This window comes from Candidatus Villigracilis sp., from assembly GCF_057083605.1.
In genome coordinates, this window is sequence record NZ_JBXMTI010000107.1 from 23,307 (window position 1) to 48,305 (window position 24,999).

Genomic DNA, 24,999 nt, shown 5'->3' on the forward strand with positions numbered 1-24,999 from the left:
GACAAGCGATGCGATGGGTGAAATTGCACCTGCGTCGTAATAGGCGTTATCGGCTGTGTACGCCGCCTGCCATTTTTCGGGGTCTTTCAAGAAGGGAAATTTCGCATCCATTTATTTGCTTACCTTTGTCAGCCCAATGATTACTATTGGTCTCGCCAGGAATCGTGTAGTTCCTTGATTTTTTCCTCTTCTTCGGGGGTGTTCTTGTGTGCGTAATCTTGAAGAGCGTTCAAGTATCGCATTGCGATCACGTGTTTGGATAATTGGGGATGCATATCATGTGTTTTTTGTAGCGCTTCTGCAATAGAGTTTAGTAACTGAGATTCGGCGTATGCACGCGCTTCCTGTTGGTCTCGTTCTGCACCTGCTTCGGCGTCCGCCAGTTTTTGGTTTCGTTTGTGTTTCCACTCGGAACCCCACGCGGCTATTTGTTGTTTTGAGATTTCGTCCATTTTGTCCTTTCCGTTGGGCGGGAATCTAAAATTAACGACACGCGCTACCACCAATAAGATACCTTTTGAATGTAAAGTTAATGCAGCGCGATCCTTTACTTCTTGGGCAATATCGTTCATGGCGTTAGCCCCCTTTTTATCGTCTGTCGGACGCCAAAATTCATCTAACATTTTTTGTGAAACCACTTTACGCGTCTCTTCGTCGACAATGTTCAAGGCCCATTGATCCCATGGTATTGTGACATTATCAGAACCAATTGTTTTGGCGCTTGTCGTGCTGAGCGCCGCCTGAATACGACGGTGTGAGAACGGAAAACTTCCCGTTGTATAACTTGGTATATTAGCGTCTTGTAAAATGGGATTTATAGCACGCAATTGAGCGTAAGTTTTATTATCCCAGGATTCAGGGTCCATACGGAATCCTGTAAATACGCGTACGATGAATTTGATCCCATCCTTGCTGACCACGTCAATTTCATTAGTACGGAGCTGTAAGCGTAGATCAATGATCTGGAGGGGCTGTTCGAGTTTCCCCGTAAATATCACGCCGGGACCGGCCACACGATTGAATTGGGTCCCACCCGTGATTCCAACTACATGATGTGATTTTGTCCAAATAAGCCCTGGGACTGGAAGGTCGCGTGCGAAATCACCCTTGATCCGTGTTTCCACTTTTTTCCAAGCATGATCTGAAACCACAAGTATTGGGAATTGGCATCCCCATGTATAAGACACCAGAACAAGAAACCGCTTCCATCTTTCAGTTGTATCTTCCGGGTTGGAAGTCGGCAGGGTGACCATTGCCAAAATATAGAGCGCCGAGTAATACGTTAGAATCAATGGAAGGGAAATGAATAAAACACCGACCCAGCGATTAATAACCCAGCCAAAGAAAATCGCTGCAAGATGTCTCGTTACAGAATGGAGCCATCGTTTTTCGCCATATTCATATCCATATACATATGCAATGCCCAGGCCGATCAGAATAAAGATTACCCACCTGAGTATTGCCTGTACCGGTGTAAACCCGGTAAATCTGAATAGTAAAATGGGCAAAAACCAAAATATTCCAATTAGTAATGCTTCCGCTAAAATCCAAATGATTTCTTGAGAAATAACATCGCGTTTTTTCTTATTCCTATTGTAATAGTAAACATCATATCCAATGAATATGGTTAGCACTATCCAGGGGAATATTAAATCTAAAACCGCGTTGGCTGTTGCCAACGTATTCTTGACTATTGCAATCCAGTCCATTACTCCAAGAATACTCAAATCAAAGATCTCCCTAGCTCTTTGTCAAGTTTTACATTGTATATGACTAAATCGGATATTTTTTTGCTGAAATTTTAGCTTTAGGGTGTATCCCAGTTAGGCAGTTTTTGAATAGTATGTACAAGTTAATAATTCTGACCACCTTTTTGCATGGGCACATTTTACCCAAAAATTACAGCACCATGACAAATTTCAGTATATACTGTCGCATATCACCTTGTCAAGAACAAATGTCATGATGAAACTGGAATTCCACTGCCATACCAACACCTCAAAAGACTCTCTCGCCCACCCTGCGGATCTGGTTAAGGCCGCGCGGCGTAAGGGACTTGACATACTTGTGGTCACCGACCATAACTCGATTGTCGGGGCTTTGGAGGCGCAGGCGATTGATTCTGAATTGGTAATTGTAGGTGAAGAGATCATGACGACGAAAGGGGAAATTCTTGCGGCGTTTGTGCAGGAGGAAATCCCCCCCAACCTTACGCCTGAGAAGACTATCTCACTATTGAAAGAGCAGGGGGCATTCATCAGTGTGTCTCATCCGTTTGATGAAATCCGTGCGGGAGGATGGAAGGAACATGATCTCCTTGAGATCGCCCCATTGGTAGATGCAATCGAAGTATATAACTCGCGTTGTATGCTTCCGCGATTTAATCGTAGAGCGCAGGAGTTTGCGGCGAGACATAATCTGGCTGGCACTGTCGGCTCGGATGCGCACGCGGCTTTCGAGGTGGGGAGGTCGCTTATGTTGCTGGATCAATTTGAAGGCGCGAATGGTATGCGAAAGGTAATTCGTCAGGCAAGGTTTAAGGTGAAGTGGTCGCCCTGGTGGTTCCATCTGACTTCCAGATATGCATCCATGGTCAAGAAAAAATCTTGACATGTAGTTTTAGCCATGATAATCTTGCGTGCAGTGTGCCCGGATCGCCTTTGAAAGCGTAGAAGGTGGACGGGTATAAATTTTTTCTCAGCAGGAGTTGTGAAAGATGTCTGAGCGTTATGTTGGAACCGTCAAGTGGTTCAATGCGACCAAAGGCTATGGCTTTATTGGACGCGAAGGTGGTGAGGATGTGTTCGTCCACTTTACTGCCATTCAGAGCGATGGCTATCGCAAGTTGGAGGCTGAACAGAAGGTTGAGTTTTCTGTGGAAGACGGCCCCAAAGGTCTGCAAGCCGCCAATGTCGTTCCACTCTCGTAAGACTGAGCCTGACGGCTAAGGTTTTGCGAAATAAACAGGGTTGTCGTGAGATAACCCTGTTTTTATTTAACGTGAATTATGGATAAAAAAAAGCAGGCCGTTGTGTCACCCTGAAGGAGCGCTTTTCAGCGACTGAAGGATCTCAGAAGTAGGTTACGAGATGCTTCGCGCCTGAGAAGCGGCACTCAGCATGACACGCCTCCTTATCCATTATTGACGTTATTTAATGCTTTATTTCTTCTTGGGAGTTTCAGGGACGGATTCTCGCGGCTCTAACATTCCCCAGCGGCTTGCGCCGAGATATAAAATATCGAGCACTAAATCTTCATAGCGAATGTCTTCGGCTTTGGCTTGCAGGCAGAGATCGCTATAGTCCGGGGTGAGGCCGGGCAGGGTGTTGATCTCGATTAAGCGCGGATTGCCTTCTTCATCGAGCCGAATGTCTGTGCGGGAGAAATCCAGCGCATTAAGGATTTGATGCGCACGCACAGCGAAATATTTTAATTTCTTTTCAAGTTCGGGTTCGATCTCCGCAGGGCAAAAATATCCGGGCGCACCATCTGCGCCGACATCTTTTGATTTTGCTTCATTGCTATATACCCAGGGTGTAACAGAGCGACTGGTATCCAGCTCAAGAACGGGGAAGCGATGAAAACCATCTTTCTCGTACCATTCCGGGTGGCGTGAAAATAGTTTTGAGTCGGAACGGCCCAATATGCCAACTGTGAATTCACGTCCGGGTAAAAAAGTTTCAACCAGCGCAGGTTGTTGATAACTATTGATGATGTATTGGGTGCGTTCACGGAGTTCTTTTTCGTTATTGACGATGGCCTTCATATCCACGCCCATGCCGGTGCCTTCGCGCGCTGGCTTTACGAAGAGCGGGAATTTCAATTCGGGGCGGAGAGGTTCATCACCGATATTGAATTCCTGAAAGGGGGCAACGGGCAGGCGGCGATCCCGCCAGATGCGTTTGGTGAGGGTTTTATCAAGGGAAATGCCATTCGTTAAAACGCGGGAGCCTGTGTAGGGGATGCCAAGCATTTCGAGCAGGGCAGGCACTTGCGCTTCGCGAGCGTCACCGCCGAGGCCTTCGGCGATATTGAAGCAAATGTCTGGCTTTTCTTCGCGCAGCGCGTAGGGTAGGTCCCTGTCAGCTTGGATAAATGTGGTTGTATGGCCATCAGTTTCGAGCGCGGCGCGAATCGAATCTATCGTCTCGATGTGGTCATAATCGGCGAAAGCATCAGGCGGGACGCCTTCAGGCTTGGCATGGTTATCATCTTTTATATTGGCGAGGACTGCTATTTTCCAGTATCGTTTCATTTGGCGTTGCGGTGTCTTTTCTTCCACACGGTTTAGCGGCTCGGGCATCTTTGCTCCTTAAGATGAAGGAATTTGCATTTCGTATTGCAATCATAGCGCAGATGAGAAGTATATGCAGGATTTCTTAAGGTAAAAGATGTTTGTAACTAGACAATCATTAGCCTTTCAGGTATCATTGGCTCGCTTGTGCTCTCGCTCACTAAGGCAAGATTAAGAGATTTGCAGGCGGAAAACAACAAATATACCCGGATAAGCCCCTTATCCGGGTTCTTGTACGTAATACGAATTTTGGTGGAGGCTAGGTAATGTCAGACTTGATCAAGCAGATCACAAGTGATTTGCAGAAACAAATTGAAGGCTTTGAGCCTGAACTCAACATCAGCGATATTGGTGTTGTAGTTGAATCGGGTGACGGGATTGCCCGTGTGCATGGCCTTGCGAACGTTAGAGCGCAGGAACTTGTGCAGTTCTCGAATGGCGTGATGGGCACGGCGTTCAACCTTGAAAAAGACAGTGTGGGCGTGATCGTGATGGGCGCATACGACGGCATCATCGAAGGCATGACCGTTCGCGGGACGGGGCGCATCGCTTCCGTGCCGGTAGGGGATGCAATGGTCGGACGCGTGGTCAACTCTTTGGGCGAGCCGATTGACGGCAAGGGCCCGATTGCGACTACAGGGTTCCGCCCAATTGAGCGCATTGCTCCAGGTGTGGTTCAACGCCAGGACGTGGACACTCCGGTGCAGACCGGTATCAAGTCGATTGACTCGATGATCCCGGTGGGACGCGGTCAGCGTCAATTGATCATCGGTGACCGCCAGACTGGGAAAACTGCCATCGCAATCGATGCGATCATCAATCAAAAAGGCAAGGATTTGATCTGTATTTATGTAGCCATCGGTCAGAAGAAGGCCGCAGTTGCGCGTACAGTTGGTATTCTCGAACGCGCTGGGGTTATGGATAATACAATCGTGGTTGTAGCCGCTGCTGATGAATCAGCAGCCCTTCAATATATCGCTCCATACTCAGCTTGTGCCATCGGCGAAGAGTTCATGGAGACGGGCCGCGATGCTTTGGTGATCTACGACGATCTTTCCAAACATGCGTGGGCATATCGTCAGGTTTCCCTGCTTCTGCGCCGCCCGCCCGGACGTGAAGCGTATCCTGGTGATGTGTTCTACCTTCACTCCCGTTTGCTTGAACGCGCCGCCCGCCTCGCGAACAAGTACGTCATCGTGAAGAATGATTTCAAAGAAGCCATGGCTTCCGAAAAAGATGGCGTGGATGGAAAAGTTTATACGGGCCCCGTTTCCAAAGATGAAGCGGAAGAAGCCCGCAAGAAGATGAAGGATGATCAAAACTACAAGATCATCAAGGTAAAGGGTACGGGCGGTTCACTCACTGCTTTGCCAATCATTGAGACCTTGCTCGGCGATGTCTCGGCATATATCCCCACGAACGTAATTTCAATTACAGACGGTCAGATCTACCTTGAATCCAACCTTTTCAATGCGGGCATTCGTCCTGCGGTGAACGTGGGTATCTCCGTTTCCCGGGTAGGTGGTGATGCGCAGACCAAGGCCATGAAACAGGTCGCTGGCCGCTTGCGCCTCGACATGGCGGCGTACCGCGAATTGGCGGCCTTCGCTTTGATGGCCTCCGATCTCGACAAATCCACACAGCAGCAGTTGAGCCGCGGCCAGCGTATGCAGGAAATTCTCAAACAGCCACAATATCGGCCCATGGAACTTGAGGATCAAGTCATTGTTATTTACGCGGGCACAAACGGTTTTGCCGATAATGTGCCGCTTGAAAAGATGGCGCAGTGGCAGGCAGATCTCATCCGTTATATGGCTTCTTCACATCCTGAGGTTAGAAAAGATATCGTCGCAAAGCGGGTAATTTCCGACGATAACCGCATCGCTCTCACAAAAGCCCTCGACGCTTTCCGCGCGGGTTGGCAAGCCTAAGACGAACCAAGGAATAGAGGACTAATCTTATGGCTTCCGCTCGTGAAATGCGACTCCGAATCAAGAGCGTAAAAAACATATCGCAGGTCACGCGTGCTTTGGAAACAGTCAGTGCCAGCAAGGTCCGCAAGGCGATCAACGCGGTCACTGCGACCCGCTCCTATGCAACAAAGGCGTGGCAGGTTTTAAAACACGTTGCCGAACAACCGGGCCGTGAAAGCCTACATCCATTGCTTGCGAGGCGTGCATCTGTTAATAATACATTGGTTCTGGTCATTACCGGTGACCGTGGACTGGCCGGCGCCTACAATTCCAATGTGATCCGTTTTACGGCTCAACGCTTTGACCCGAATCCTGTTCCCGTTAAATATATTGCGGTCGGCCGAAAAGGGCGTGACCTGCTCATCCGCCGCCGCAAGGAAGTGATCGCGGAATTCAGTAATCTTCCCGCAGCGCCCACATTTATGGATGTTTCCGCAATTGGTCGTTTGGCTGTGGATGCGTTCAAAAATGGTGAAGTGGATGAGGTCTATCTCGTTTACACAGACTTTGTCAACATGGCCCGTCAGATCGCTACAGTAAAGAAGCTCCTTCCGCTTGAGCTTGGTGGGGAAGGCCGTGTGGAAGATTATGAACACAAATCCACAACTGGGCCGTCTGCGGCATATGAATATGAACCAGACCAGCGTGAAATTCTGGATGAGATCATCCCGCGCTTTACTGCATTGCAGGTGTATCAGGCAATTCTTGAATCACAAGCCAGCGAACATGCCGCGCGCATGATCGCGATGCGCAATGCGACAGACAACGCGAAGGAATTGGTCGGCGCGCTGCAATTGGCTTACAACAAAGTTCGTCAGCAAGGCATTACGAACGATATCTTAGACATTGTGGGCGGCGCAGAAGCGCTGGCCGCGAAATAACTGGAGGAAATCATGGCAAAAGCAACTGGCCGTGTTGTACAAATCTTAGGTGGTGTGGTTGATGTTGAATTCCCCGAGGGTGATATCCCTGGGTTGTTCGAAGCGATTGAAGTGGAACGTCCTGGGCAAAGTGTGTTGATACTTGAAGTTCAAAAACACCTGGGCGGTAATTGGGTTCGCACCGTATCCATGGACTCAACCGATGGCCTTCAACGCGGTGTTCCCGCTTTCGCAACCGGTGCCCCGATCATGGTTCCAGTGGGACCAGCTACGCTCGGACGCATCTTCAATGTGCTTGGCAACGCAATCGATGAAAAGGGTGAAGTTGCTGCTGCAACTCGTTATCCCATTCACCGCCTGGCTCCCGATTTTTCTGAACAATCGACGCGTGTTGAAATTTTTGAAACCGGTGTAAAAGTTATTGACCTGATTGCTCCGTTTACCAAAGGCGGTAAGACAGGCATCTTCGGTGGCGCTGGAACTGGCAAGACCGTTATCATCATGGAACTCATTCGTTCTGTGGCTACCGAACACGAAGGTAATTCCGTTTTCGCTGGCGTGGGTGAACGTACTCGTGAAGGTACGGGCCTATACCGCGAAATGCTCGAATCAGGCGTTATGAAAGATACCGTCATGGTGTATGGTCAGATGAATGAACCTTCCGGCGTGCGCTTACGCGTTGCTCTGACCGCCCTTTCGATGGCTGAATATTTCCGCGATCAGGGCAAGGATGTGCTGCTCTTCATTGATAACATTTTCCGCTTCTCCATGTCTGGCTCCGAAGTGTCCGCTCTGCTTGGTCGTATGCCTTCCGCGGTGGGTTATCAGCCAACTCTCGCCACTGAAATGGGTGAGTTACAGGAACGCATTACCTCCACCCGCACTGGCTCGATCACATCCATGCAGGCTGTTTATGTGCCCGCAGATGATTACTCCGATCCTGCTCCTGTGGCGACGTTTACACATCTGGATGCGACCATTGCTCTCGAACGCTCCATCGTGGAAAAGGGTATTTACCCCGCCGTGGACCCGCTCGGTTCAACCTCCCGAATTCTTGATCCTAATATCGTTGGAGAGGAGCACTACCGAACAGCTCGTGAAGTTCAGCGTGTCCTCCAGCGTTACAAGGATTTGCAGGACATCATCGCCATTCTCGGTATTGATGAACTCTCCGAAGATGATAAACTCATTGTGTCCCGCGCCCGCAAGATCGAGCGCTTCTTCTCACAGCCATTCTATGTGGCTGAACGCTTCACGGGTATTGCAGGCAAGTACGTGCCTCTCAAGGATACTGTCCATGGCTTCCGCGAGATCCTTGATGGCAAATGCGATGACCTTCCTGAACAGGCCTTCATGATGGCTGGTACCATTGACGACGTGCGCGAACGCGCGGAAAAATTAGCGAAGGCGTAATATCGTCATTGCGAGCCCTTCGGGAAGCAACCCGCTAATCGTGGAGATTGCTTCGCCAAAAAACGGCTCGCAATGACATGGAAATAACCATGACCATTCGATGTGAAATTGTTTCCCAGGATCGCACTGTATTCACAGGAGATGTGGACATTGTTGTGCTTCCCGGTGCAGCAGGTGAAATGGGCGTTTTACCCAAACATGCACCTGTTCTCACCACCTTGAAATATGGAGTGATTAAGATCCGCAAAGGCGGAAAGGAAGAGTTGTTTACCGTAGCTGGCGGTGTGGCAGAAGTGCAGCCCGATATTGTCACTATCCTCGCGGACCGGGCTGAGAACATTCAGGAAATTGACGTGGTTCGTGCCGAAGCCGCGAAAAAGCGTGCGGAAGAATACCTTGCCAAAGGCGTATCTGCAGACCCAGATCGCTACCTTATTATGGAAGCCGCGCTACGCCGTGCGAACTTGCGCCTCGATGTTGTTCAACGATATCGCAGAGGCCAGGCGCGTATTCCATCCACGGAGAACTAGATACACGTGGCATTATTCTCAAAAGACCTGGGCGTAGACTTGGGCACCATGTTTACCCGTCTTGCTGACAGTGCTCAGGTGCTGTTGGAGGAGCCGACGATTGTTGCCATCGAGGTGGATGACCAGAAGATGGTTGCGGCCGGTCTTGAAGCACGAGACATGTACGGTAAAGTTCCTGAAAACATAGAAGTGGCGCGTCCGCTCAGGCATGGCGTAATCGCCGACTATGAAATTACAGAAACCCTGCTTGCGTATTTGTTGCAACGTGTCAGCGGTTCCATGCGCATCTTCCGTCCGCGCGTGATGATCTCTGTCCCTTATGGGGTGACTAGTGTGGAACGTCGCGCGGTTTATGAAGCAGTCATGGAAGCGGGTAGCCGCGAGGCTTTCTTGATCCAACAGCCGTTGGCAGCTGCGATTGGTATTGATCTTCCCATCAACTCCCCATCTGGAAATATGATCATCTGTTTGGGCGGTGGATGCACCGAAGCCGCAGTGATGGCTATGTACGGTATTGTCGCCGCAGATACCTTGCGGGCAGGCGGCATGGATCTGGATGAGGCCATTGTCAATTATGTGCGCCGTAAATATGGTGTGATCATCGGGCAGGTGACAGCCGAACAACTTAAGATACGTATCGGTGCAGCGGTCCCACAGGATATTGAAAACAGTATGGAAGTGCAGGGACAGGATCAAGTCACTGGCTTGCCTCGCCCTGTTACTTTGACAACTGGCGAAATTGTGGAAGCTTTGCAGGAGCCCTTGAGGCAGATCGTGGAAATAGGCCGCAAGGTATTGGAAAAAACCCCGCCTGAATTGGTCTCGGATATTATTGATCGCGGCGTTGCCTTGTGCGGCGGCGGTGCTTTGTTACGCGGCGTAGACAAATTGCTGACCAAGTCCCTGGGTATTCCTGCGTATTTGGTCGATAACCCACTGACTTGTGTTGTGCAAGGCGCTGCGAAAAGCTTTGGCATGTTGAATGTGATCCGTAGGAATCTGCCGCAAGTTTAAACCATAAAGAGTGTCACCCTGAGCGATAGCGAAGGGTCTCTGAGACTGGCGTAGAGATTCTTCGCTTCGCTCAGAACGACACAGACGAAGTTTTGTTTTACCAAACAGGTGACTCAATGTTGAGTCACCTGTTTGGTTTTAGGGCTTAGTTAGCAACTGATTCAGACTATGAATCTGCTGGTTGAATAGGAGCAGGCTTCGGCGTGGTGTGATGCGGCTCTTAATCCAAATAAAAAAACTCGCCACGAAAAAATCGGGCGAGTCAAGTTTATTCAGCCTTTATAGATAATAGGTCATTCTTTGCAGATGCGTCGCCGGGTCGATGTATTGCACTTTCACATTATTCGGCACATTCAAGCTGATGGGGGCGTAGTTGAGTATGGCTCTCACACCGGCCTGTGTCAGTTTATCGGCAACGACTTGTGCGGCAGGCGCGGGGACGGTGAGCATGGCGACTTTTATGTTGGACCCTTTGATGACCTCAACAATTTTGTCGGCGTCCTGAATGACAAACTCGCCAATCTTTTGACCAATCTTTTCCTTGTTATTATCGAAGATCGCCACAATCCGAAATCCGCGGTTTTTGAAGCCCTGATAATTCGCAAGCGCGTGCCCCATATCACCAGCCCCCACCAGCACCACATCCCAAATGCGATCTACTTTGAGAATTTCGCGAAGCTTATCAAGCAGGTAGGCAATCGAGTAGCCAGTACCTTGTTTTCCAAATTCGCCAAACTGTGAAATATCCTTACGAATCTGCGCGGCGGAAATACCCACGTGTTCACCAAGTTCCTGGGATGAAGTGGTCTTGACACCATTATCCGCCATACGTTGAAGCGCGCGCAGATAAACAGGGAGCCGCCCGATGATAATATCTGGTATTTTTTCTGCGTTCATGTGCCCTCGACTTTGTGAAATTTATCTGTAACTGTATCATAAAATTTGATTTAGTGCAATTCAACACAAATAATTCACAATCAAAAAAACGGCACATCATTGGATGACATGCCGCTTCTTTCTCCGCTGGTATCTGCTACACCTGCCAGGACTTCACTTGTTCTGACGTAGGTGCGCCCTTCCGCCCGATGACTTTGTATACGTTCACCGGCTGGGTCTTGCCTTTCACTGTCACTGCGTCGGCGAATTCTGCGTCAAATTCATTTTTGACCATTTGATAGGTACTCTCACTAATGAGAATGGGCCAGGAGTAGGTTTTCGTCAGGTCTTGCAAACGGGAGGCGAGGTTGGCATTATCACCGATCACTGTGTAGTTGATACGCTGTTCCGAGCCGACCATCCCTACGAATACTTCACCGGAGTTTACACCAATTCCCATTTCGATCTGGCTTTGTCTTCCCTCATTTGCCCATTGTTTTCGAAGGTCTTCGAGAGCTTTTCTCATATCCAGTGAAGCACGTAATGCGCGGACAGCATGATCTTTAAACGGCACAGGTTCACCAAAGAAAGCAATGATGGCATCGCCTTCGTACTTATCTACTGTGCCGCCATGCTTGTAAATCACCTTGGACATGGCTTCCAGATATGGGTTGAGCAGGGCCACTACATCCTCGGGCATAAGTTTTTCAGAGAGAGTGGTAAAACCGCGAATGTCGGAGAAAATGATGCTGACATCGGAGCGTTTGTTCAGCGAATTCAAATCCTGCGTAGCCATCATCTGGTCTACCATTTCAGGTGAGATGAAGCGGCTGAATAAATTGCGGACGCGTCTCTTCTCCAGCTCCTGTGATACAGCCTGTTCAAGTGTAGGCAGGACGACTCCTAAAAAGAGCATGATCTGCGGAGTCACTATGGGCAGAACGTATCTTTCGCGCATGAACAGCACCCCAGCCAAAATCACGTAACCCACCATACCAACGATGAGCAAGGTGACGGTGAGCGAGGGACGCTTCGAAAGTGAGATCAAGTATGCGAGGGCAGCCGCAACTATGGTGATAAGAAGAGCGATCCAGGGCGCGGCTAACGTAAGATATTTGCCATTGATCAATGTGTCTATTGTGCTGGCTACGATCTCCACACCGGAGGTGGGGACTTGTGCCGAGAAGGGGGTTGGGTAAATATCCTGAAGGGTAATGGAGGTTGCACCGATCAACACGATCTTATCGCGGAATGCATTCGGGTTTTGTTCAAGAACATCGCCGATTGCAACACTGGAGGCCGAGTAGGTGGTGTATGTGTCAGCAGGCCCTGCAAAGTTGACCAACAACTGCCCGCCGTGCAATGGCACGGTTACGCCATTGAATTGCACACTGTTGCTCGTTACGTTGGAAGGAGGCGAAACACCGAGGTACAGCCTTGCTATTTCAAAAGCCCAGTGATAGTAGGGTACTTCATTATAGAGATCAAAGGTTTGTACTCCGCGCACGATGGCATCTTCATCGCGTACCACTGTGGTAATGCCCATGCCATCCAGAACTTCCTGGTAAGCAGCCAATGGTTCTTGAATGCTTGGATAGGTGAATCCTTCTATGTTGTTTTGAAATATCTGTGCGATTGACACAGCAGAAGGAGCGTTTGCCAGAGCTTCTGCAAACTTCTGGTCGTTGGCGGGGTCTTTGTCATCTTCAAATAGGAGGACGTCCACGCCCACTACTTTCCCACCGCCTGCGTTGATCTGATCCACGATCTCGGCAAAATAGGAACGCGGCCAGGGCCATTGATAGCCTGTCCAATTGAATGAGAAATCATCAATCGCCACGATCACAATATCATCCGATGGTGTTTCCTCGCCGCGGATGCGCATAAGCAGGTCGCGTGCGGAGTATTCGACCAGTTCGATCGGTGTTGTCACGCCTGGGAATAGTGCCGCGATCTGGATCAGCAGTAAGAGTATTAATGTCCCTAGCAATAATGCGAGTTTCAGGTTGAATGGCTTTTTCTCTTTTTTCATTGTGGTTTTGCTGCCTTAATTATCTCATTGGTAATGAACTCACGAACACAAAAACTGGCGGTTTCCCGGGAGATGGGAAACCGCCAAAATTGGGTCATCACTAATAACCGTAGCAAGAAGGTCCATACGGGTCATAGCCTGGACATGAAGAATCAAAACAAATGTCGCAAGTAGTAGCCGGTTCAGTCGGCAGTTTCTCTTCTTTTTCTTCCTTAGGTGGCTTCGGTGTAGGGTCACCCTGTGGCTTCGTGAAGGATGCCGTATCTGTCGAGCAGATTTCACCTCCATCTGCGCCGTATGCAGTGACAAACCATTCATACTCTCCACCATTAGGGAAGATTTCGATATAACGCGCAGTGCTGGTCTCTGTAGTCTCGATGATCGCCCGATTCCCGTTTTGATCTATAAATGTAATCACGTACATTTGCGCGCCAGGCTCCTCTTCCCATGCAAAGGTGACCTGGCCCAGTTTTGGAAGGCCCGCTCCTGCTGGTGGCTCAATAATATTAAAACAGGCACTGCTTGAGCCTCCCGGCGGCACTACGGATTCAACAGTAGGCGCTTCGGTAGGAGGTTCAGTTGGTTCGGCCATTGCTGTCATGGTTGCCTCGGCCTGCTCAATAATATCTTTTGCCTCGGGGTTTTCATCCAGCCATTCCTGGAATTCCTCGGGTGTCATGGGTTCAGCATTGGGTGCGGTCCAATTCCCTGTTACCGGGTCGCGATGGAAGAGAATGACTCGTTCACCAGTGCCGAAATTCTCTGTGCCAGCCGGGTTGCTGGCAGAACAACTCCCCTCCAGGCAGGTCACATAAATGTCCCATACCCCGGGAGCAACTTCCACAGCTTCCACCTTCATATAGGAACCGCGCACAGAAGCCACACCAGAGGGCGTTTCTACATCCGCACTGCCGCCGCTCAAGATGATGAAGAGCTTTCCAACTTCCAATTGGATTTTTGTTGCAAGGCCGCCCTCCACCTCATCGTTCGAGACCAGTGTGAACAAAGAGGCTGGCGCCACTCGAATGATCGTACCAGAAGACAGATCCAGGCGAACGTGTCCATCATTCCCAGTTTGGATTTGCCCGTTCGCTTCCAGCACGGTATCCGCGCTGGCGGGCGAAAAAGCCTCATCCCCGGCCTGTTTTGAATCCACCTTCCCGGAGAGTTCACTCAGCCTGGCAGAAAGCGGCGAGACTGGTTTTTCGTCTTTTGGTTGACAACCAGCAATTAATAATATGGTCAAAACCAGGGTAAACAAGTATGTGGCTCTCTTTTTCATTCTTACCTCCAAATATCAATGATCGATAAATCTTATAACGCCAAGCTGGCGTTTCATTGGCCAGCTCATTCGTAGGAATTTTACTATCAATGTAATGCGATCTGACAAGCCATTTTCAGCGGACAGCTTCCACCTTCAAAGTATATTTTGTGTAACGGAATTCATTTGAAGCAGGGTTGGATAAACGCAAGTAATAAACGCTGTTGGATGTAATGTTAATAATTTGTTCTTCTCCACAAATAAATAAAAGATCATCGATACTAACTCCATTATTCCACAACTCCACTTGTATTGCATTGCTTGAACATGACACTTGAATAGTTATAGCCTCGCTATCTGAACTAAATTCAACCCAATCTTCGGTATCTCCATCAGGCGCAGAAACTTCGCCAATTACCTGAAAAGCATGGGAGCCTGTTGGGGCAATCGTCACTTTCGCTAATGGATTTTCCATTGAGTCACCATCCTGCAGGGCGGTCAAAGTGATCACGGCGGCAGGCGTTGAGACAATATCATTTGAGGCCTGCGGCGTTGGCTCTGCATCCTCAATTATCGGTAGAGAATCAGCATCATCAATTTGTAAAAACTCAGAGGCTGCCCAACCTTTTCCATCAGGAGCATTTGTATATTCGATCTGTATCCACGCGCCGCTGGGGTCTTTGCCGATGATGAAAACCACATCATTTGGATTTAATACACCGAGCGTTTCATATGTGGCGCCAGGACCGTTACGAATATTTATTTTTTGGATGACCAGCCCGCTCATAGCGGACCCTTCGCCTGCCTCCGCGCCAATGACAGGAATCTCCGCTGATGCATTTATCTGCACATATTCCGCGCGCACCCAGCCAATGCCTGTTGGCGAATCTGAATAAATGATCTGATACCAGCTTCCACTCGCATCCCTGCCAATGATCTGTACTTTGGAAAATTGCGCGATCAAACCCAGGTTCTCACTGGCTGTGGAAGTCTCCGCCCGCACGTTGACCTGGGTAGTGGTTGTCCCTTCAATTGGTTGGATGGTTGGAGCAGGCGTAGGCGGGAGAGGCGTTTGCGTTGGCAGTGGAATGGGCGTGGCTGGCAAGGTAGCGGTGACGAATTCCGGGGTCGCTGTAAATGCAACTCGGCCTTCCAGTTTCACATCACAACCCGTGATTGCGATCATCAACATAATGAGTAGAGCAAAGTTTTTATAATGCACGGAGACAATTGTATCCAAGAAATAAGTAGTGTGAAACAAGATAAAGGGGTCGAAACAAAAAACCGCCCGTATGTGGCGGCTGTGATGTGTACCCCCGGACAGACTCGAACTGTCCTCTTCAGCTCCGGAGGCTGACGCTCTGTCCACTGAGCTACGGGGGCGGGCGAACGGAATTTTACCATAGGCGAAGAAAAAGACTGATGGAAGTGTCATCAGCCTTATGGTCAGAATTGAAGCGATGTTTTTTATCGCACTTGTGGAGCGAGTCCTGCGAGTTCCTTGCGAAGCGATTCGATGATGACCATATTTCCGCTCTCGTCGCCAAGTCTTTTTAACTGTTCTTTCTTGTGCGCCAGCTCACCGCAGGCGTGATAAAAACGGGAGGTGGCCCTGCCGCTCAAGGATGCCGTGGTTAACGTCCAGGGGGATAAAGCTTTTTGATATTGCGCCTGTGAGATCAGGCCCGATGAAACTTCCTCCAACAATTGTTTTCTAACAATGTTGCGTTCGTTGACGATCATCCAAATGATGAAAAAGAACATCAATGCCCAGCCGAACCAGTCGATCAGTGAACCAACAGCAAGGCCTTCTACTCCACCGATCAATCCGCCGAGGGTGTTGTGGAAAGCATGGACGGTGATTGCAATGGCGAGTCCCATAAGAGGTGCGATGAGCTTAATTAACATGTTCCTGTTTAATCGGGCAACGGCAAAACCAATGCCTGTAAACGCAGTGAAGAAGGCGTGCATCCACCCGACCACGATGACGCGGATGAAGACCAGCACAAACAAACCGCCCCAGCCGCCTTCAAGATATCCATTGCGAAAAATGTAGAGCGAGTTTTCGGTTGCGGCAAATCCCAACCCAGCCATGCCGCCATAAATGATTCCATCCAGGATGGAATCGAATTCCCTGCGGAACATAACGAAGACGATTGCAACCGCCAGGCCCTTGAGTATTTCCTCGACAAATGGCGCAACAATTGAAGTTGTGCCAAATTCTGCGGCGACCTCTGAGTTGGTGAAGATGTAGATACCAACACCAAATGCCGTATTAATGATGAAGGCTCCGCCTGCGGCAATGATCACGCCCCAGAAAAAAGCTGCACCCAATAATGCCTTGGGCTCCTTTTCATAACGGTCCAGCCAGTAAACGAATGCGGCATACAAAAACATTGGGACAAAACCAAAGAACAAAGATGCGATCAGTGCCATAATGTTTCTCCTCTGAAAAATAAAAACGAGTCCATGAACTCGGACCCTTACATTCTACGTTTTATTTTTGAAAAATCAAGCGTGTTCTTTCAACGCGCGTGTATTCTGGTGCAATATCAAGCGCGCTCAAAACTTCTTCTGGCCGTCCCGTGGCGCCATCCCGCGCGGCCAGAGTCATCCTCAGCCACACTTCGCCATCCGCCTCTGTGACCACGCTTAACATCTCAATCAGTGGACGCAGGTCGTAAAATTTTCCGCGACGTTCACGCGGAAGTGATTCAGAGGTCATCAGCGCCTTGACGTTGCGCGTCAACTCCGCGCCGTCAATTGGTTCTGTCAAATGGACTTCATACGCCGCTGAGAGCACTTGTGTCTGCAAAGCGGGCGCGCGTTCATCCACGCTTTCCACATGGATGACCCGTATATCGGGAGGCAGGCTGTCTCTTAATCGAATGGAAATATCTTCAACGGATATCTCTTCATTCAAGCGCACATCCAGCACTTCGCCGCGGGATGAGAATCCCAATGGCAGGGCGGCGGCCAGGCTGATCTTCGGCTGTGGGTGAAACCCTTGCGAGTAGGTGAGGGGTAATTCTGCGCGGCGCATGGCACGTTCCCATAGTCGATGCAAGTCAAGGTGACCGGTGTATCTCAGTGCGCCTTGTTTTGTGAATGTGATCCTGGTCCGCATAAAGTTTATGATTCCGCAGCCATTCGTTTGAGCCAATGGTTTATTTCCAGGCTGGTGCGGCGGTACGATTTATAAGTGTGCTGCGCAATACGGTGGAAAAGGTCGTGGTCGAGGCATTGATCGTGCGATAAATTTTGCAGTGCAGAAAGGATATTTGAATACGCGGCGAGTTCCTGCATGATGATCTCGTCCAATGCGATATTCTTATATTTCTGCGTCACCAGGTGATCGATCTTTTCCTTTTCCATCAGCGGCGATTCGTAATCCGGGCAGCCATAAACCTTCTGAAAATTTTCCAGGGCAGTGTAGGAGGTGCAGGGTGAATATGTTTCGCAATGCAATATCTCAGTCAATCGGTCTGAGATGAATTGCTCGCGTGAGAGAACATCGGCCAGCAGGTCTTTGATCGACAAACTGCCTGAAACGCCGTTCATCGTCAACTGGCGCGCAAAACCGACACGGTTAAGCAATAACTCAAATTTATCGCGCTCATGCTGCAAGCGCTCAAGCAGAATGGTTTTATTCATTGGGCTAAAGGGAATTAATCACCCACTACGGGTAATTCAATATCAATTTTCCGTGCGGGGGTTTTCACATCCGGGCACTTCCAACCCTCACCAGGGTTCTCACGCCGCAGGTTGGCAAAAGTCGGCAGGATGCCACAGGCAAAGCAGTTCAAGCGGCAATCCACGCGGATCTGGCCTTCGAGTGACATGCGGAAATCCTGAAAGAGGAAATTCTTGCGCACCGCAGCAGTGATGTGCTCCCACGGGAAGACTTCATCGGTACGGCGCTGGCGGTGGGTGTAGAAAGCAGGGTCAAGGCCGTGTTCTTCAAAGGCAGCCATCCATGTTTCGTATTTGCGGCCCTCTTCCCAAGCATCGAACTTCGCGCCGTTTTTCCAGGCCGTGTAAATCACATCCGATGTTCTGCGGTCACCGCGCGAAAGCCAGGCCTCAAGCAGGGTGTCTTCGGGTTTCGTCCAGCTTAGTTTGATATTTTTATCTTTCATCAATTGGCGCTTGAGCAGAGCCTGTTTTTCCAAAATGCTATCTCGTGTATCGCAGGAAACCCATTGGAAGGGAGTTTGTGGTTTGGGCACGAAGGTGCTGACGCCTGCATGAAGTTTCACCTTCCAGCCTGCCACTTTACGTCCTTCTTCTATAACGCGTCTGCACAGATCTACAATGGCTTGCACATCTTCGATGGTTTCGCTGGGATGGCCGATCATGAAATATAGTTTGATAGTCGTCCAGCCGCGGCTGTAAATATCACGCGTGGTGTTGATGATTTCTTCGTCGGGGATAAATTTGTTGATGATGCGGCGCATGCGTTCGGTGGCTGCTTCGGGCGCAAGTGTGAAACCGCCGGAGCGGTGCTGTTTTAGCTTTTCCATCAAACTCACTGAAACAGATTCAATGCGCAGGGATGGAAGTGAAACGGTTAGTTTTCGTCCCTCAAAGCGTTTGCTGATCGCATCCACCAGATCGTTGATGTAAGTGTAATCAGAGGATGAAAGCGACATGAGCGCCAATTCCTCAAACCCCGTAGCGCGGACTGCCTCATCGGCGGCATCCACCACCTCTTGCACGCTTCTTTCCCGTACGGGACGGGTGATCATACCCGCCTGGCAGAATCTACATCCGCGGGTGCAGCCCCGCATAATTTCAACGGAGACACGGTTATGGACAACGTCAATATTCGGCACGATGAATTTTGTTGGTGGCGGAGGTAGTTTTGCCACGATGCGCTTGTTGACAGTTTTAGGCGCTTCTGGGATGGTTGGCTCGGTATAAGCCACCGTTCCATCTTCGAGATAGGTTGTTTCGTAAAAGCGAGGAACGTACACACCGGGGATTTTTGCGAGCGCAACCAACAAGTCATAACGTTTGAACGTTGAACGTTTAAACGTTTGAACGATGTTGATAATATCGTGAATCACTTCTTCGCCCTCGCCGATCACGAAAGCGTCGATGAATGCATGCATGGGCTCAGGATTTGTGGCGGAATGTCCGCCAGCGATGATGATGGGGTGAGTCTCATCCCGGTCTATTGAGCGGACGGGGATGCCAGCCAGATCGAGAATGTTGAGGGCGTTCGTGTAGAGAGTCTCGTAAGGGAGGGTAAAGCCGATTATGTCGAAGCAGGCTAAGGGGCGTTTTGATTCGAGCGAGTAAAGTGGAATCCCATGTTCGCGCATGAGTGGTTCCATATCCAACCAGGGAGCATAAGCGCGTTCGGCCAGAGCATCCTCCCGCTGATTGATCTGGTCGTACAGGATCTTCAATCCGACATTTGAAACGCCGATGTCATAAATATCGGGGAATACAAGAGCAACTTTGGTCTGCGCTTTATCCCAATCTTTGGCAACGGAGTTGAGTTCCCCGCCCACGTAGCGACCAGGCTTTTGCACCTTTAAGAGGATGCGATCCAGTTTTAATTCGATCTGCTCAGGAGTTAACATCATGGCGCAGATTATACCTGATAAGAATTATCGAAATAGATTGGAAATTTTTGAGCCCGTGATGAATGGTCTTTGCAGAAATGAAAAGAAAAATCATCATAAATAGCCCAAACGGGTCAACGGGTTGCGGGTGGGTAGGGCTTAAAATTAAAAACAAAAAAGGAGTATGAAATGAGAAAAGTTTTATTTATTACGCTGGCGTTATTGCTGGCGGCGTGTGGTGTTGTGCAGCCCATTCAGCAGGAGCAACCGACCCCGATCATTGCCACTGTACTTGTGACCGTTATCGCACCAACCGAAGAGGCCGCGCCAACTTCCATCTCGCTGCCTACCCAGGCGCCAACTGAGGTCCCTCCAACTGTGGGTCCCACTGAAACACTGATTCCCACTGCGGAACCTCCCCAAGCCACCGAGGTTGTGCCAACCCTTCCGGCAGCTACAGGTTCATCAGACGTTGTAGAAGTATTGGTCCCCAACGATTTAGGCAAGGGCGTATTTAAAGACATCAAGTTTTCGAGCGATCTACTTACCTTGCAATGTTTTCCGCGCGAGATGACGATTAACATCACTGCGAACCTGCCCGAGATCGTGGATGCCATCATGTATTACCGCGTCGTCGACAATCCTGCTGCTCTTTACCCGTCTGAATGGAAGAATGTTGGTGAAATGGTGAGCGACAAGCAGGGCAATTTCTCCCTCGTGTTCGAGGCGCTGGATATGCACCCCGACCTGCGCATCCTCGAAAAAGCTTGGATCGATTTCCAATTTATCGGTATCAACAAAGGTGGCGGTGTGGTGGATCGCACACAGAAGATAGAGAGATTGGTTACCTATAGGAAAGCGTGCCCGTAGTTCGATTAAACAAAAAGGACAGGTTTCAAAACCTGTCCTTTTTGTTATCTCTCCAGCACGATCAACTTGGATGGTTGGTGAAAATACCAGTTCATGATCTCGACAAACCAGGGACAAAAAGCATTCTTTTTATCCATCATCATCTCTTTGATCTGATCGAGGCTGAAATAATGAATCTCTTCGATCTCAACCGGGTCAAACCTGACTTGATTGGGGTGTGTGATGAACCCTTCATAAATTCTACTGATCTCATTGTCGTTGGGGCCATATTCCATTTTGATTGTGACCAGCGGTTTGATCTCGATCCCTTCCAAACCCATTTCCTCCTTCAAACCACGCACTGCCGCTTCGAGATAACTTTCTCCAGCCTGGACATGCTCCGAGACGGAGCAATCCAGCATGGATGGAGATGAGGCGCGGTCTGCGCTCCGCTTTTGCACAAGCATTTTTCTGTCTTGTGTAAATAAAAATACATGCACACCTCGGTGTTGTAACCCAAGCTTGTGGACAGTGGAACGCGTTGCCTGCCCCGTGACAATGTCGTCGTCGTTTACGATGTCAAGTAGTTCATCTGCCATTTTCTTGAGTCCCGCCTCTGGATTCAGGCAGTTCGCTACCTGAACTGAGTCCAGAATTAATGAAATTTGCCATAGATGTTGCCGCTCGTTTTCCTTCCAGAGCACAATGATCGGCAGTCTCCACACCGCGCAATAAATTCCCCGCCACGAATACACCTGTCACCGATGAATGAAACTCCGAATCGATCTTTGGCCCGCGTGTAACGGGGTTGATCTCCAGCCCGCCCAGCCTTGCAATTTCATTTTCAGGAATCCAATTGCCTGTGAAGATAACTGTGTCACACTCCACGATTTTTATTTGTCCGCTTTCGTGAGTCAACTCAACGCCTTCCAACCTTTTGTGCCCAAAGATATTTGTGACACGAGTTCTGGACAGAATGGACGTCCGAGTGAGAATATCAGCCAGTGCCCACTTCATCACCACGTATGGAAATTCAATTTGGTGATGCGCTTCTTCTGTCACCATCATTTCACATTTCACACCCGCGTGCATCAGCGTCATTAATGCGGAAAGACTCACCAATTCCGCACCTACGATGACGGCGCGATTACCAACAGGCAAATGTTCCTGATAAACAAATCTCTGCAAAGACCCAGTAGTAAAAATACCTTGCGGGCGAGTCCCTGGAATCAATCGCGCCGAACGAGGACGTTCGCGCACACCTGTGGCAAGCAATATCGCTTGCGCTTCGATTTCACCCAATCCACTTGGCGAAGTGAAACTTAATTTGGATGAGTCCTTCCACCCCATGATGGTGGTTGATGTTCGTATTTCAACACCAAATTTTTCAGCAAGATCACTATAGTATCTTGCATATTTTGGTCCTGACCACGTGCGCCACAAATCCTCCCTCCCAAAACCTGTGTGGTGACAAAAACGCGGCATACCGCCTGCCTCAGGTTCGCGGTCTACGACGATCACATCTTTTATTCCCCGCTTCTTCAACTCAATTGCAGCCGAGAGGCCCGCAGGGCCAGCGCCGACGATCAACACGTCAACTTCGTTGCCCCTCTGGAGTCTGACAGCTTGCTGTCGGTTTTTTTCGGGTAGCAAGCTCCCCGATTCCAGAGTCTTAACCAATGCCGCGTGGCAATTGAATCCCTGGCAGCGGCCTTGCGAGGCGCGGGTTCGTCTTCGTAAGGCATCCAAGCTTGTGGCTGGGATAATTGCATTCATGGCGTCCGTCAACTCACCGCGCGATACTCCTTCGCAATGGCAAACGATCTCAGCATAAGATGCATTACGAGAAATCATCTCGGCGTTTTGATGTGGCCGAATATCAGCTTGCCCAATCGTTGGCATCTTCACCGATCTAAAGCCTGATTTCAATTGTAAATTTAACCCCGCACCGCTCAATAGCTCCACAGCATATTCAGCGATTCCCATTGCGGCAGAAATCCCCGTCGAGCGGATTCCGCCCACGCACAAATATTTCTGTTGGGCATCCATCTCAATTTGATAATCACTGTGCTCCGTTGCGGCGCGCAAACCAGAATAAGTGGCTGTTACTTCTTCATCCAATAATTGGGGCAGGATCTCGCGCCCTTTGCCAATCAACATTTCTAATCTATCCGCAGTTGTTTGCGTGGCCGTTTTGCGCGAAGCGGGTAGGTCTTCCGCGGTTGGGCCAAGCAAAATATTTCCGTAAACTGTCGGGCTGATCAACACTCCTTTTGTTTTGGATGTGGGCACGGGCAGCAACACGTGATTAACAAGTGGACTCGCCAACTTATCGTAGACGATTAATTGTCCTCGCCTCGGAACGACTCCGAAGTTGTTCTTTCCAAAATGGGCATTGATCTCGTCTGAAAACAATCCCGCTGCATTGACGATGTAACGAGCACGAATGACCTCACTCACGGACGATAGACCATTGACGATAGACCATAATGAGCCATCGCCTGTCGTCGATGGTCTGATTTCCTTCACCTGAAAATTCAAAAATAAATCCACGCCATTTTCAACGGCTTGATATGCAAATGCTAGTGGAACAGAAAAGGTGCAAAGAATTCCCTCGCCAGGGACAAGCAAACCGCCTAACGCACCTTTGTTGATATGGGGTTCACGTTCATAAATTTCATCAGCAGAAATAATCTTTACATCCAAAACACCGTTCTCGAACGCCTTCTTTTGCAGAGATGGAAGTGAATCAAATTGCTCCTGATTCCAGGCGATCAAAATTGCGCCCAGCCTTTCATGCGCGATGTTTGCTTCGGGCATGAACTTGTCCATCAGGCCATAACTGCGCCTCATCAAGGTTGCTTCGAGCGTGCCTGGTTTTGCGTCAAAGCCTGTGTGCCAGATGGCCGTGCTGGCTTTCGATGTCCCCATGCCCACATCTGAATTCGCTTCTACGAGCGCAACTTTAAGTTGATAACGGGAAAGCTCACGTGCAGTTGCGCATCCCACCACTCCCGCGCCGATGATTGCAATGTCAAATGTTTGTGTCATAGTTCATTGTCCGTCCTGAGCGGAGTGACGAGCGGTAGCGAGGAATGAAGTCGAAGGACAAGGTGAATGCGAATTCGTTATTATATGTGCTTCGACTGCGGCGCAAAGACCGCGCCTCCGCTCAGCAAGAAGGGTATTACCCATGAAACATCTTCACTGCCTCAACCGCTTTATTCCACTGCGCCAGTTTCTTTCCTCTTTCTTCTTTTCCCATCTTCGGTATATAAACTTTTTCTGCTTTCCAATTTTTCGATAAATCATCGAAAGTTGTTCCCAAAGCAGACATGCCTGCGAGGTTGGCAATGCCAATTGCTGTAGCTTCCAGCGCGGCAGAGACTTGCACTTCTAAATCTAATAAGTCCGCGATCATTTGCATGAGATAGGGGTTGCCCGATGGGCCGCCATCCACTTTTAGATGTGGAGGTGTCTGGCCCAAATCCTGAGACATTGCCATTACCACTTCATATACACGGCATGCAATTCCATCCAATGTCGCGCGGACAATATCATCTGAACTTGTGCTGCGATTCAATCCGAACATGGCGCCGCGCACATCTGTCCGCCAGTGGGGGGCGGCGAGTCCTTGCAAAGCAGGGACAACCACCACACCCGAATCGGTGGAACGCTCGGCCGCTTCATTGCTGGATGCAGAATCAGGAATCAATTTCAAATTATCTCTCAGCCACTGCACTGCCGAACCTGTGACAAAGATCCCGCCATCGAAAGCATAAGCGGTGTGCCCGTTGAAATTCCAGCCTACGGTTGTAAGCAAGCCATTATTCGATAAACGGGGTTTGTCCCCGATATTCATCAAAAGGAAGCTGCCCGTACCAAAAGAACACTTCATTTCCCCGGCGTTGAAACAAGACTGACCAAATAATGCGGCTTGCTGATCCACCAATAATGCATGTAGAGGCTGAGGCCTGCCATTCCCAAAATCCACATCAGCGATATAACCTGCGGATGGCTTTACTTCGGGCAGCATACTGGGTGGAACGTCGAACAGTGAAAGTAAGTCATCATCCCATTGGAATGTGTTCATATCGAATAGCAAAGTACGCGAGGCGGTAGATGGGTCGGTGACGTGCAGTTTGCCATTTGTCAGCTTCCAGATGACCCAGGTTTCGGTTGTGCCAAATTTCAATTTACCTTCATGTGCCTGCCTGCGAATATTAGGATAGTTTTCAAATACCCACTTGAGCTTAGACGCGGAAAAATAGCTGTCGAGTAGCAACCCTGTCTTTTGGCGGAG

The 24,999-nt window shown here is 49.5% G+C and carries 21 protein-coding genes and 1 tRNA gene; 8 read left to right on the forward strand and 14 right to left on the reverse strand.

Annotated elements, in window-relative coordinates; genetic code table 11:
- Nucleotides 1-143 precede the first annotated feature (143 nt).
- The gene (locus AC14M5_RS15395) at nt 144-1,709 is read right to left on the reverse strand and encodes a hypothetical protein (RefSeq protein WP_484030572.1); all 1,566 of its coding nucleotides are present in this window, start codon (nt 1,707-1,709) and stop codon (nt 144-146) included.
- A gap of 253 nt (nt 1,710-1,962) precedes the next feature.
- Between AC14M5_RS15395 and AC14M5_RS15400 the strand changes: the two genes are divergently transcribed.
- Nucleotides 1,963-2,610 (forward strand): PHP domain-containing protein, encoded by a 648-nt coding sequence (locus AC14M5_RS15400; protein ID WP_484030573.1) that lies wholly within the window; start codon nt 1,963-1,965, stop codon nt 2,608-2,610.
- 106 nt (nt 2,611-2,716) lie between these two features.
- A complete protein-coding gene (locus tag AC14M5_RS15405; RefSeq protein WP_484030574.1) occupies nt 2,717-2,929 on the forward strand; it encodes a cold-shock protein in 213 nt (70 codons plus the stop codon).
- A 231-nt stretch (nt 2,930-3,160) separates the two neighbouring features.
- Here AC14M5_RS15405 and AC14M5_RS15410 read toward each other — a convergent pair whose 3' ends face one another.
- Nucleotides 3,161-4,303 (reverse strand): D-alanine--D-alanine ligase family protein, encoded by a 1,143-nt coding sequence (locus AC14M5_RS15410; protein WP_484030575.1) that lies wholly within the window; start codon nt 4,301-4,303, stop codon nt 3,161-3,163.
- A 257-nt stretch (nt 4,304-4,560) separates the two neighbouring features.
- Between AC14M5_RS15410 and atpA the strand changes: the two genes are divergently transcribed.
- From atpA to mreB, 5 genes are all read left to right on the forward strand, one after another.
- Nucleotides 4,561-6,225, forward strand: coding sequence for a F0F1 ATP synthase subunit alpha (gene atpA / locus AC14M5_RS15415; RefSeq protein WP_484030576.1), 1,665 nt, complete (start codon nt 4,561-4,563; stop codon nt 6,223-6,225).
- Nucleotides 6,226-6,254: 29 nt separating this feature from the next.
- A complete protein-coding gene (atpG, locus tag AC14M5_RS15420) occupies nt 6,255-7,148 on the forward strand; it encodes an ATP synthase F1 subunit gamma (protein ID WP_484030577.1) in 894 nt (297 codons plus the stop codon).
- A gap of 12 nt (nt 7,149-7,160) precedes the next feature.
- Nucleotides 7,161-8,561, forward strand: a complete 1,401-nt coding sequence (gene atpD / locus AC14M5_RS15425; RefSeq protein WP_484030578.1) for a F0F1 ATP synthase subunit beta — start codon at nt 7,161-7,163, stop codon at nt 8,559-8,561.
- 89 nt (nt 8,562-8,650) lie between these two features.
- On the forward strand, nt 8,651-9,091 hold the full coding sequence (gene atpC / locus AC14M5_RS15430; RefSeq protein ID WP_484030579.1) for an ATP synthase F1 subunit epsilon: 441 nt from the start codon (nt 8,651-8,653) through the stop codon (nt 9,089-9,091).
- Nucleotides 9,092-9,097: 6 nt separating this feature from the next.
- Nucleotides 9,098-10,105, forward strand: coding sequence for a rod shape-determining protein MreB (gene mreB, locus AC14M5_RS15435; protein WP_484030580.1), 1,008 nt, complete (start codon nt 9,098-9,100; stop codon nt 10,103-10,105).
- Nucleotides 10,106-10,384: 279 nt separating this feature from the next.
- Here mreB and AC14M5_RS15440 read toward each other — a convergent pair whose 3' ends face one another.
- The 9 genes from AC14M5_RS15440 to AC14M5_RS15480 all read right to left on the reverse strand — a co-directional run bounded on the left by AC14M5_RS15440 (nt 10,385) and on the right by AC14M5_RS15480 (nt 19,868).
- A complete protein-coding gene (locus AC14M5_RS15440) occupies nt 10,385-11,002 on the reverse strand; it encodes a redox-sensing transcriptional repressor Rex (protein ID WP_484030581.1) in 618 nt (205 codons plus the stop codon).
- 136 nt (nt 11,003-11,138) lie between these two features.
- Complete coding sequence (locus tag AC14M5_RS15445; RefSeq protein ID WP_484030582.1) at nt 11,139-13,013, reverse strand: CHASE2 domain-containing protein; 1,875 nt, start codon at nt 13,011-13,013, stop codon at nt 11,139-11,141.
- 100 nt (nt 13,014-13,113) lie between these two features.
- Nucleotides 13,114-14,295 (reverse strand): FecR domain-containing protein, encoded by a 1,182-nt coding sequence (locus AC14M5_RS15450; protein ID WP_484030583.1) that lies wholly within the window; start codon nt 14,293-14,295, stop codon nt 13,114-13,116.
- A gap of 115 nt (nt 14,296-14,410) precedes the next feature.
- Nucleotides 14,411-15,496, reverse strand: coding sequence for an SH3 domain-containing protein (locus tag AC14M5_RS15455; protein ID WP_484030584.1), 1,086 nt, complete (start codon nt 15,494-15,496; stop codon nt 14,411-14,413).
- Nucleotides 15,497-15,585: 89 nt separating this feature from the next.
- Nucleotides 15,586-15,657: transfer RNA gene (locus AC14M5_RS15460), tRNA-Arg, on the reverse strand.
- 84 nt (nt 15,658-15,741) lie between these two features.
- A complete protein-coding gene (locus tag AC14M5_RS15465) occupies nt 15,742-16,710 on the reverse strand; it encodes a PrsW family intramembrane metalloprotease (protein ID WP_484030585.1) in 969 nt (322 codons plus the stop codon).
- Between the two features lie 61 nt (nt 16,711-16,771).
- Entirely contained in the window at nt 16,772-17,401 is a 630-nt protein-coding gene (locus tag AC14M5_RS15470; protein ID WP_484030586.1) for a TIGR03936 family radical SAM-associated protein, read from the reverse strand.
- A 5-nt stretch (nt 17,402-17,406) separates the two neighbouring features.
- The gene (locus tag AC14M5_RS15475; protein WP_484030587.1) at nt 17,407-17,928 is read right to left on the reverse strand and encodes a hypothetical protein; all 522 of its coding nucleotides are present in this window, start codon (nt 17,926-17,928) and stop codon (nt 17,407-17,409) included.
- Between the two features lie 14 nt (nt 17,929-17,942).
- Nucleotides 17,943-19,868, reverse strand: a complete 1,926-nt coding sequence (locus AC14M5_RS15480; RefSeq protein ID WP_484030588.1) for a TIGR03960 family B12-binding radical SAM protein — start codon at nt 19,866-19,868, stop codon at nt 17,943-17,945.
- Nucleotides 19,869-20,036: 168 nt separating this feature from the next.
- Here AC14M5_RS15480 and AC14M5_RS15485 point away from each other — a divergent pair, with 168 nt between their 5' ends.
- A complete protein-coding gene (locus AC14M5_RS15485; RefSeq protein WP_484030589.1) occupies nt 20,037-20,717 on the forward strand; it encodes a hypothetical protein in 681 nt (226 codons plus the stop codon).
- 44 nt (nt 20,718-20,761) lie between these two features.
- Here AC14M5_RS15485 and AC14M5_RS15490 read toward each other — a convergent pair whose 3' ends face one another.
- From AC14M5_RS15490 to AC14M5_RS15500, 3 genes are all read right to left on the reverse strand, one after another.
- Nucleotides 20,762-21,295: an NUDIX hydrolase gene (locus AC14M5_RS15490; RefSeq protein WP_484030590.1), complete on the reverse strand. Its 534-nt coding sequence runs from the start codon at nt 21,293-21,295 to the stop codon at nt 20,762-20,764.
- Entirely contained in the window at nt 21,285-23,747 is a 2,463-nt protein-coding gene (locus tag AC14M5_RS15495; protein ID WP_484030591.1) for an FAD-dependent oxidoreductase, read from the reverse strand. Before AC14M5_RS15495 ends, AC14M5_RS15490 begins: the two co-directional genes overlap by 11 nt.
- Before the next feature lie 136 nt (nt 23,748-23,883).
- Nucleotides 23,884-24,999: FGGY family carbohydrate kinase (locus AC14M5_RS15500; RefSeq protein WP_484030592.1), on the reverse strand; the 1,116-nt coding region annotated here is incomplete at its 5' end.

Coding starts and splice junctions, on each gene's coding strand:
- AC14M5_RS15410 (WP_484030575.1), bottom strand. CDS start 4,303: ATGCCCGAGCCGCTAAACCGTGTGGAAGAAAAGACACCGCAACGCCAA.
- AC14M5_RS15480 (WP_484030588.1), bottom strand. CDS start 19,868: ATGATGTTAACTCCTGAGCAGATCGAATTAAAACTGGATCGCATCCTC.
- atpG (WP_484030577.1), top strand. CDS start 6,255: ATGGCTTCCGCTCGTGAAATGCGACTCCGAATCAAGAGCGTAAAAAAC.
- AC14M5_RS15450 (WP_484030583.1), bottom strand. CDS start 14,295: ATGAAAAAGAGAGCCACATACTTGTTTACCCTGGTTTTGACCATATTA.
- AC14M5_RS15445 (WP_484030582.1), bottom strand. CDS start 13,013: ATGAAAAAAGAGAAAAAGCCATTCAACCTGAAACTCGCATTATTGCTA.
- AC14M5_RS15400 (WP_484030573.1), top strand. CDS start 1,963: ATGATGAAACTGGAATTCCACTGCCATACCAACACCTCAAAAGACTCT.
- AC14M5_RS15465 (WP_484030585.1), bottom strand. CDS start 16,710: ATGGCACTGATCGCATCTTTGTTCTTTGGTTTTGTCCCAATGTTTTTG.
- AC14M5_RS15470 (WP_484030586.1), bottom strand. CDS start 17,401: ATGCGGACCAGGATCACATTCACAAAACAAGGCGCACTGAGATACACC.
- AC14M5_RS15475 (WP_484030587.1), bottom strand. CDS start 17,928: ATGAATAAAACCATTCTGCTTGAGCGCTTGCAGCATGAGCGCGATAAA.
- atpC (WP_484030579.1), top strand. CDS start 8,651: ATGACCATTCGATGTGAAATTGTTTCCCAGGATCGCACTGTATTCACA.
- AC14M5_RS15490 (WP_484030590.1), bottom strand. CDS start 21,295: ATGGCAGATGAACTACTTGACATCGTAAACGACGACGACATTGTCACG.
- AC14M5_RS15440 (WP_484030581.1), bottom strand. CDS start 11,002: ATGAACGCAGAAAAAATACCAGATATTATCATCGGGCGGCTCCCTGTT.
- atpD (WP_484030578.1), top strand. CDS start 7,161: ATGGCAAAAGCAACTGGCCGTGTTGTACAAATCTTAGGTGGTGTGGTT.
- atpA (WP_484030576.1), top strand. CDS start 4,561: ATGTCAGACTTGATCAAGCAGATCACAAGTGATTTGCAGAAACAAATT.
- AC14M5_RS15405 (WP_484030574.1), top strand. CDS start 2,717: ATGTCTGAGCGTTATGTTGGAACCGTCAAGTGGTTCAATGCGACCAAA.
- AC14M5_RS15395 (WP_484030572.1), bottom strand. CDS start 1,709: ATGGACTGGATTGCAATAGTCAAGAATACGTTGGCAACAGCCAACGCG.
- AC14M5_RS15485 (WP_484030589.1), top strand. CDS start 20,037: ATGAGAAAAGTTTTATTTATTACGCTGGCGTTATTGCTGGCGGCGTGT.
- AC14M5_RS15495 (WP_484030591.1), bottom strand. CDS start 23,747: ATGACACAAACATTTGACATTGCAATCATCGGCGCGGGAGTGGTGGGA.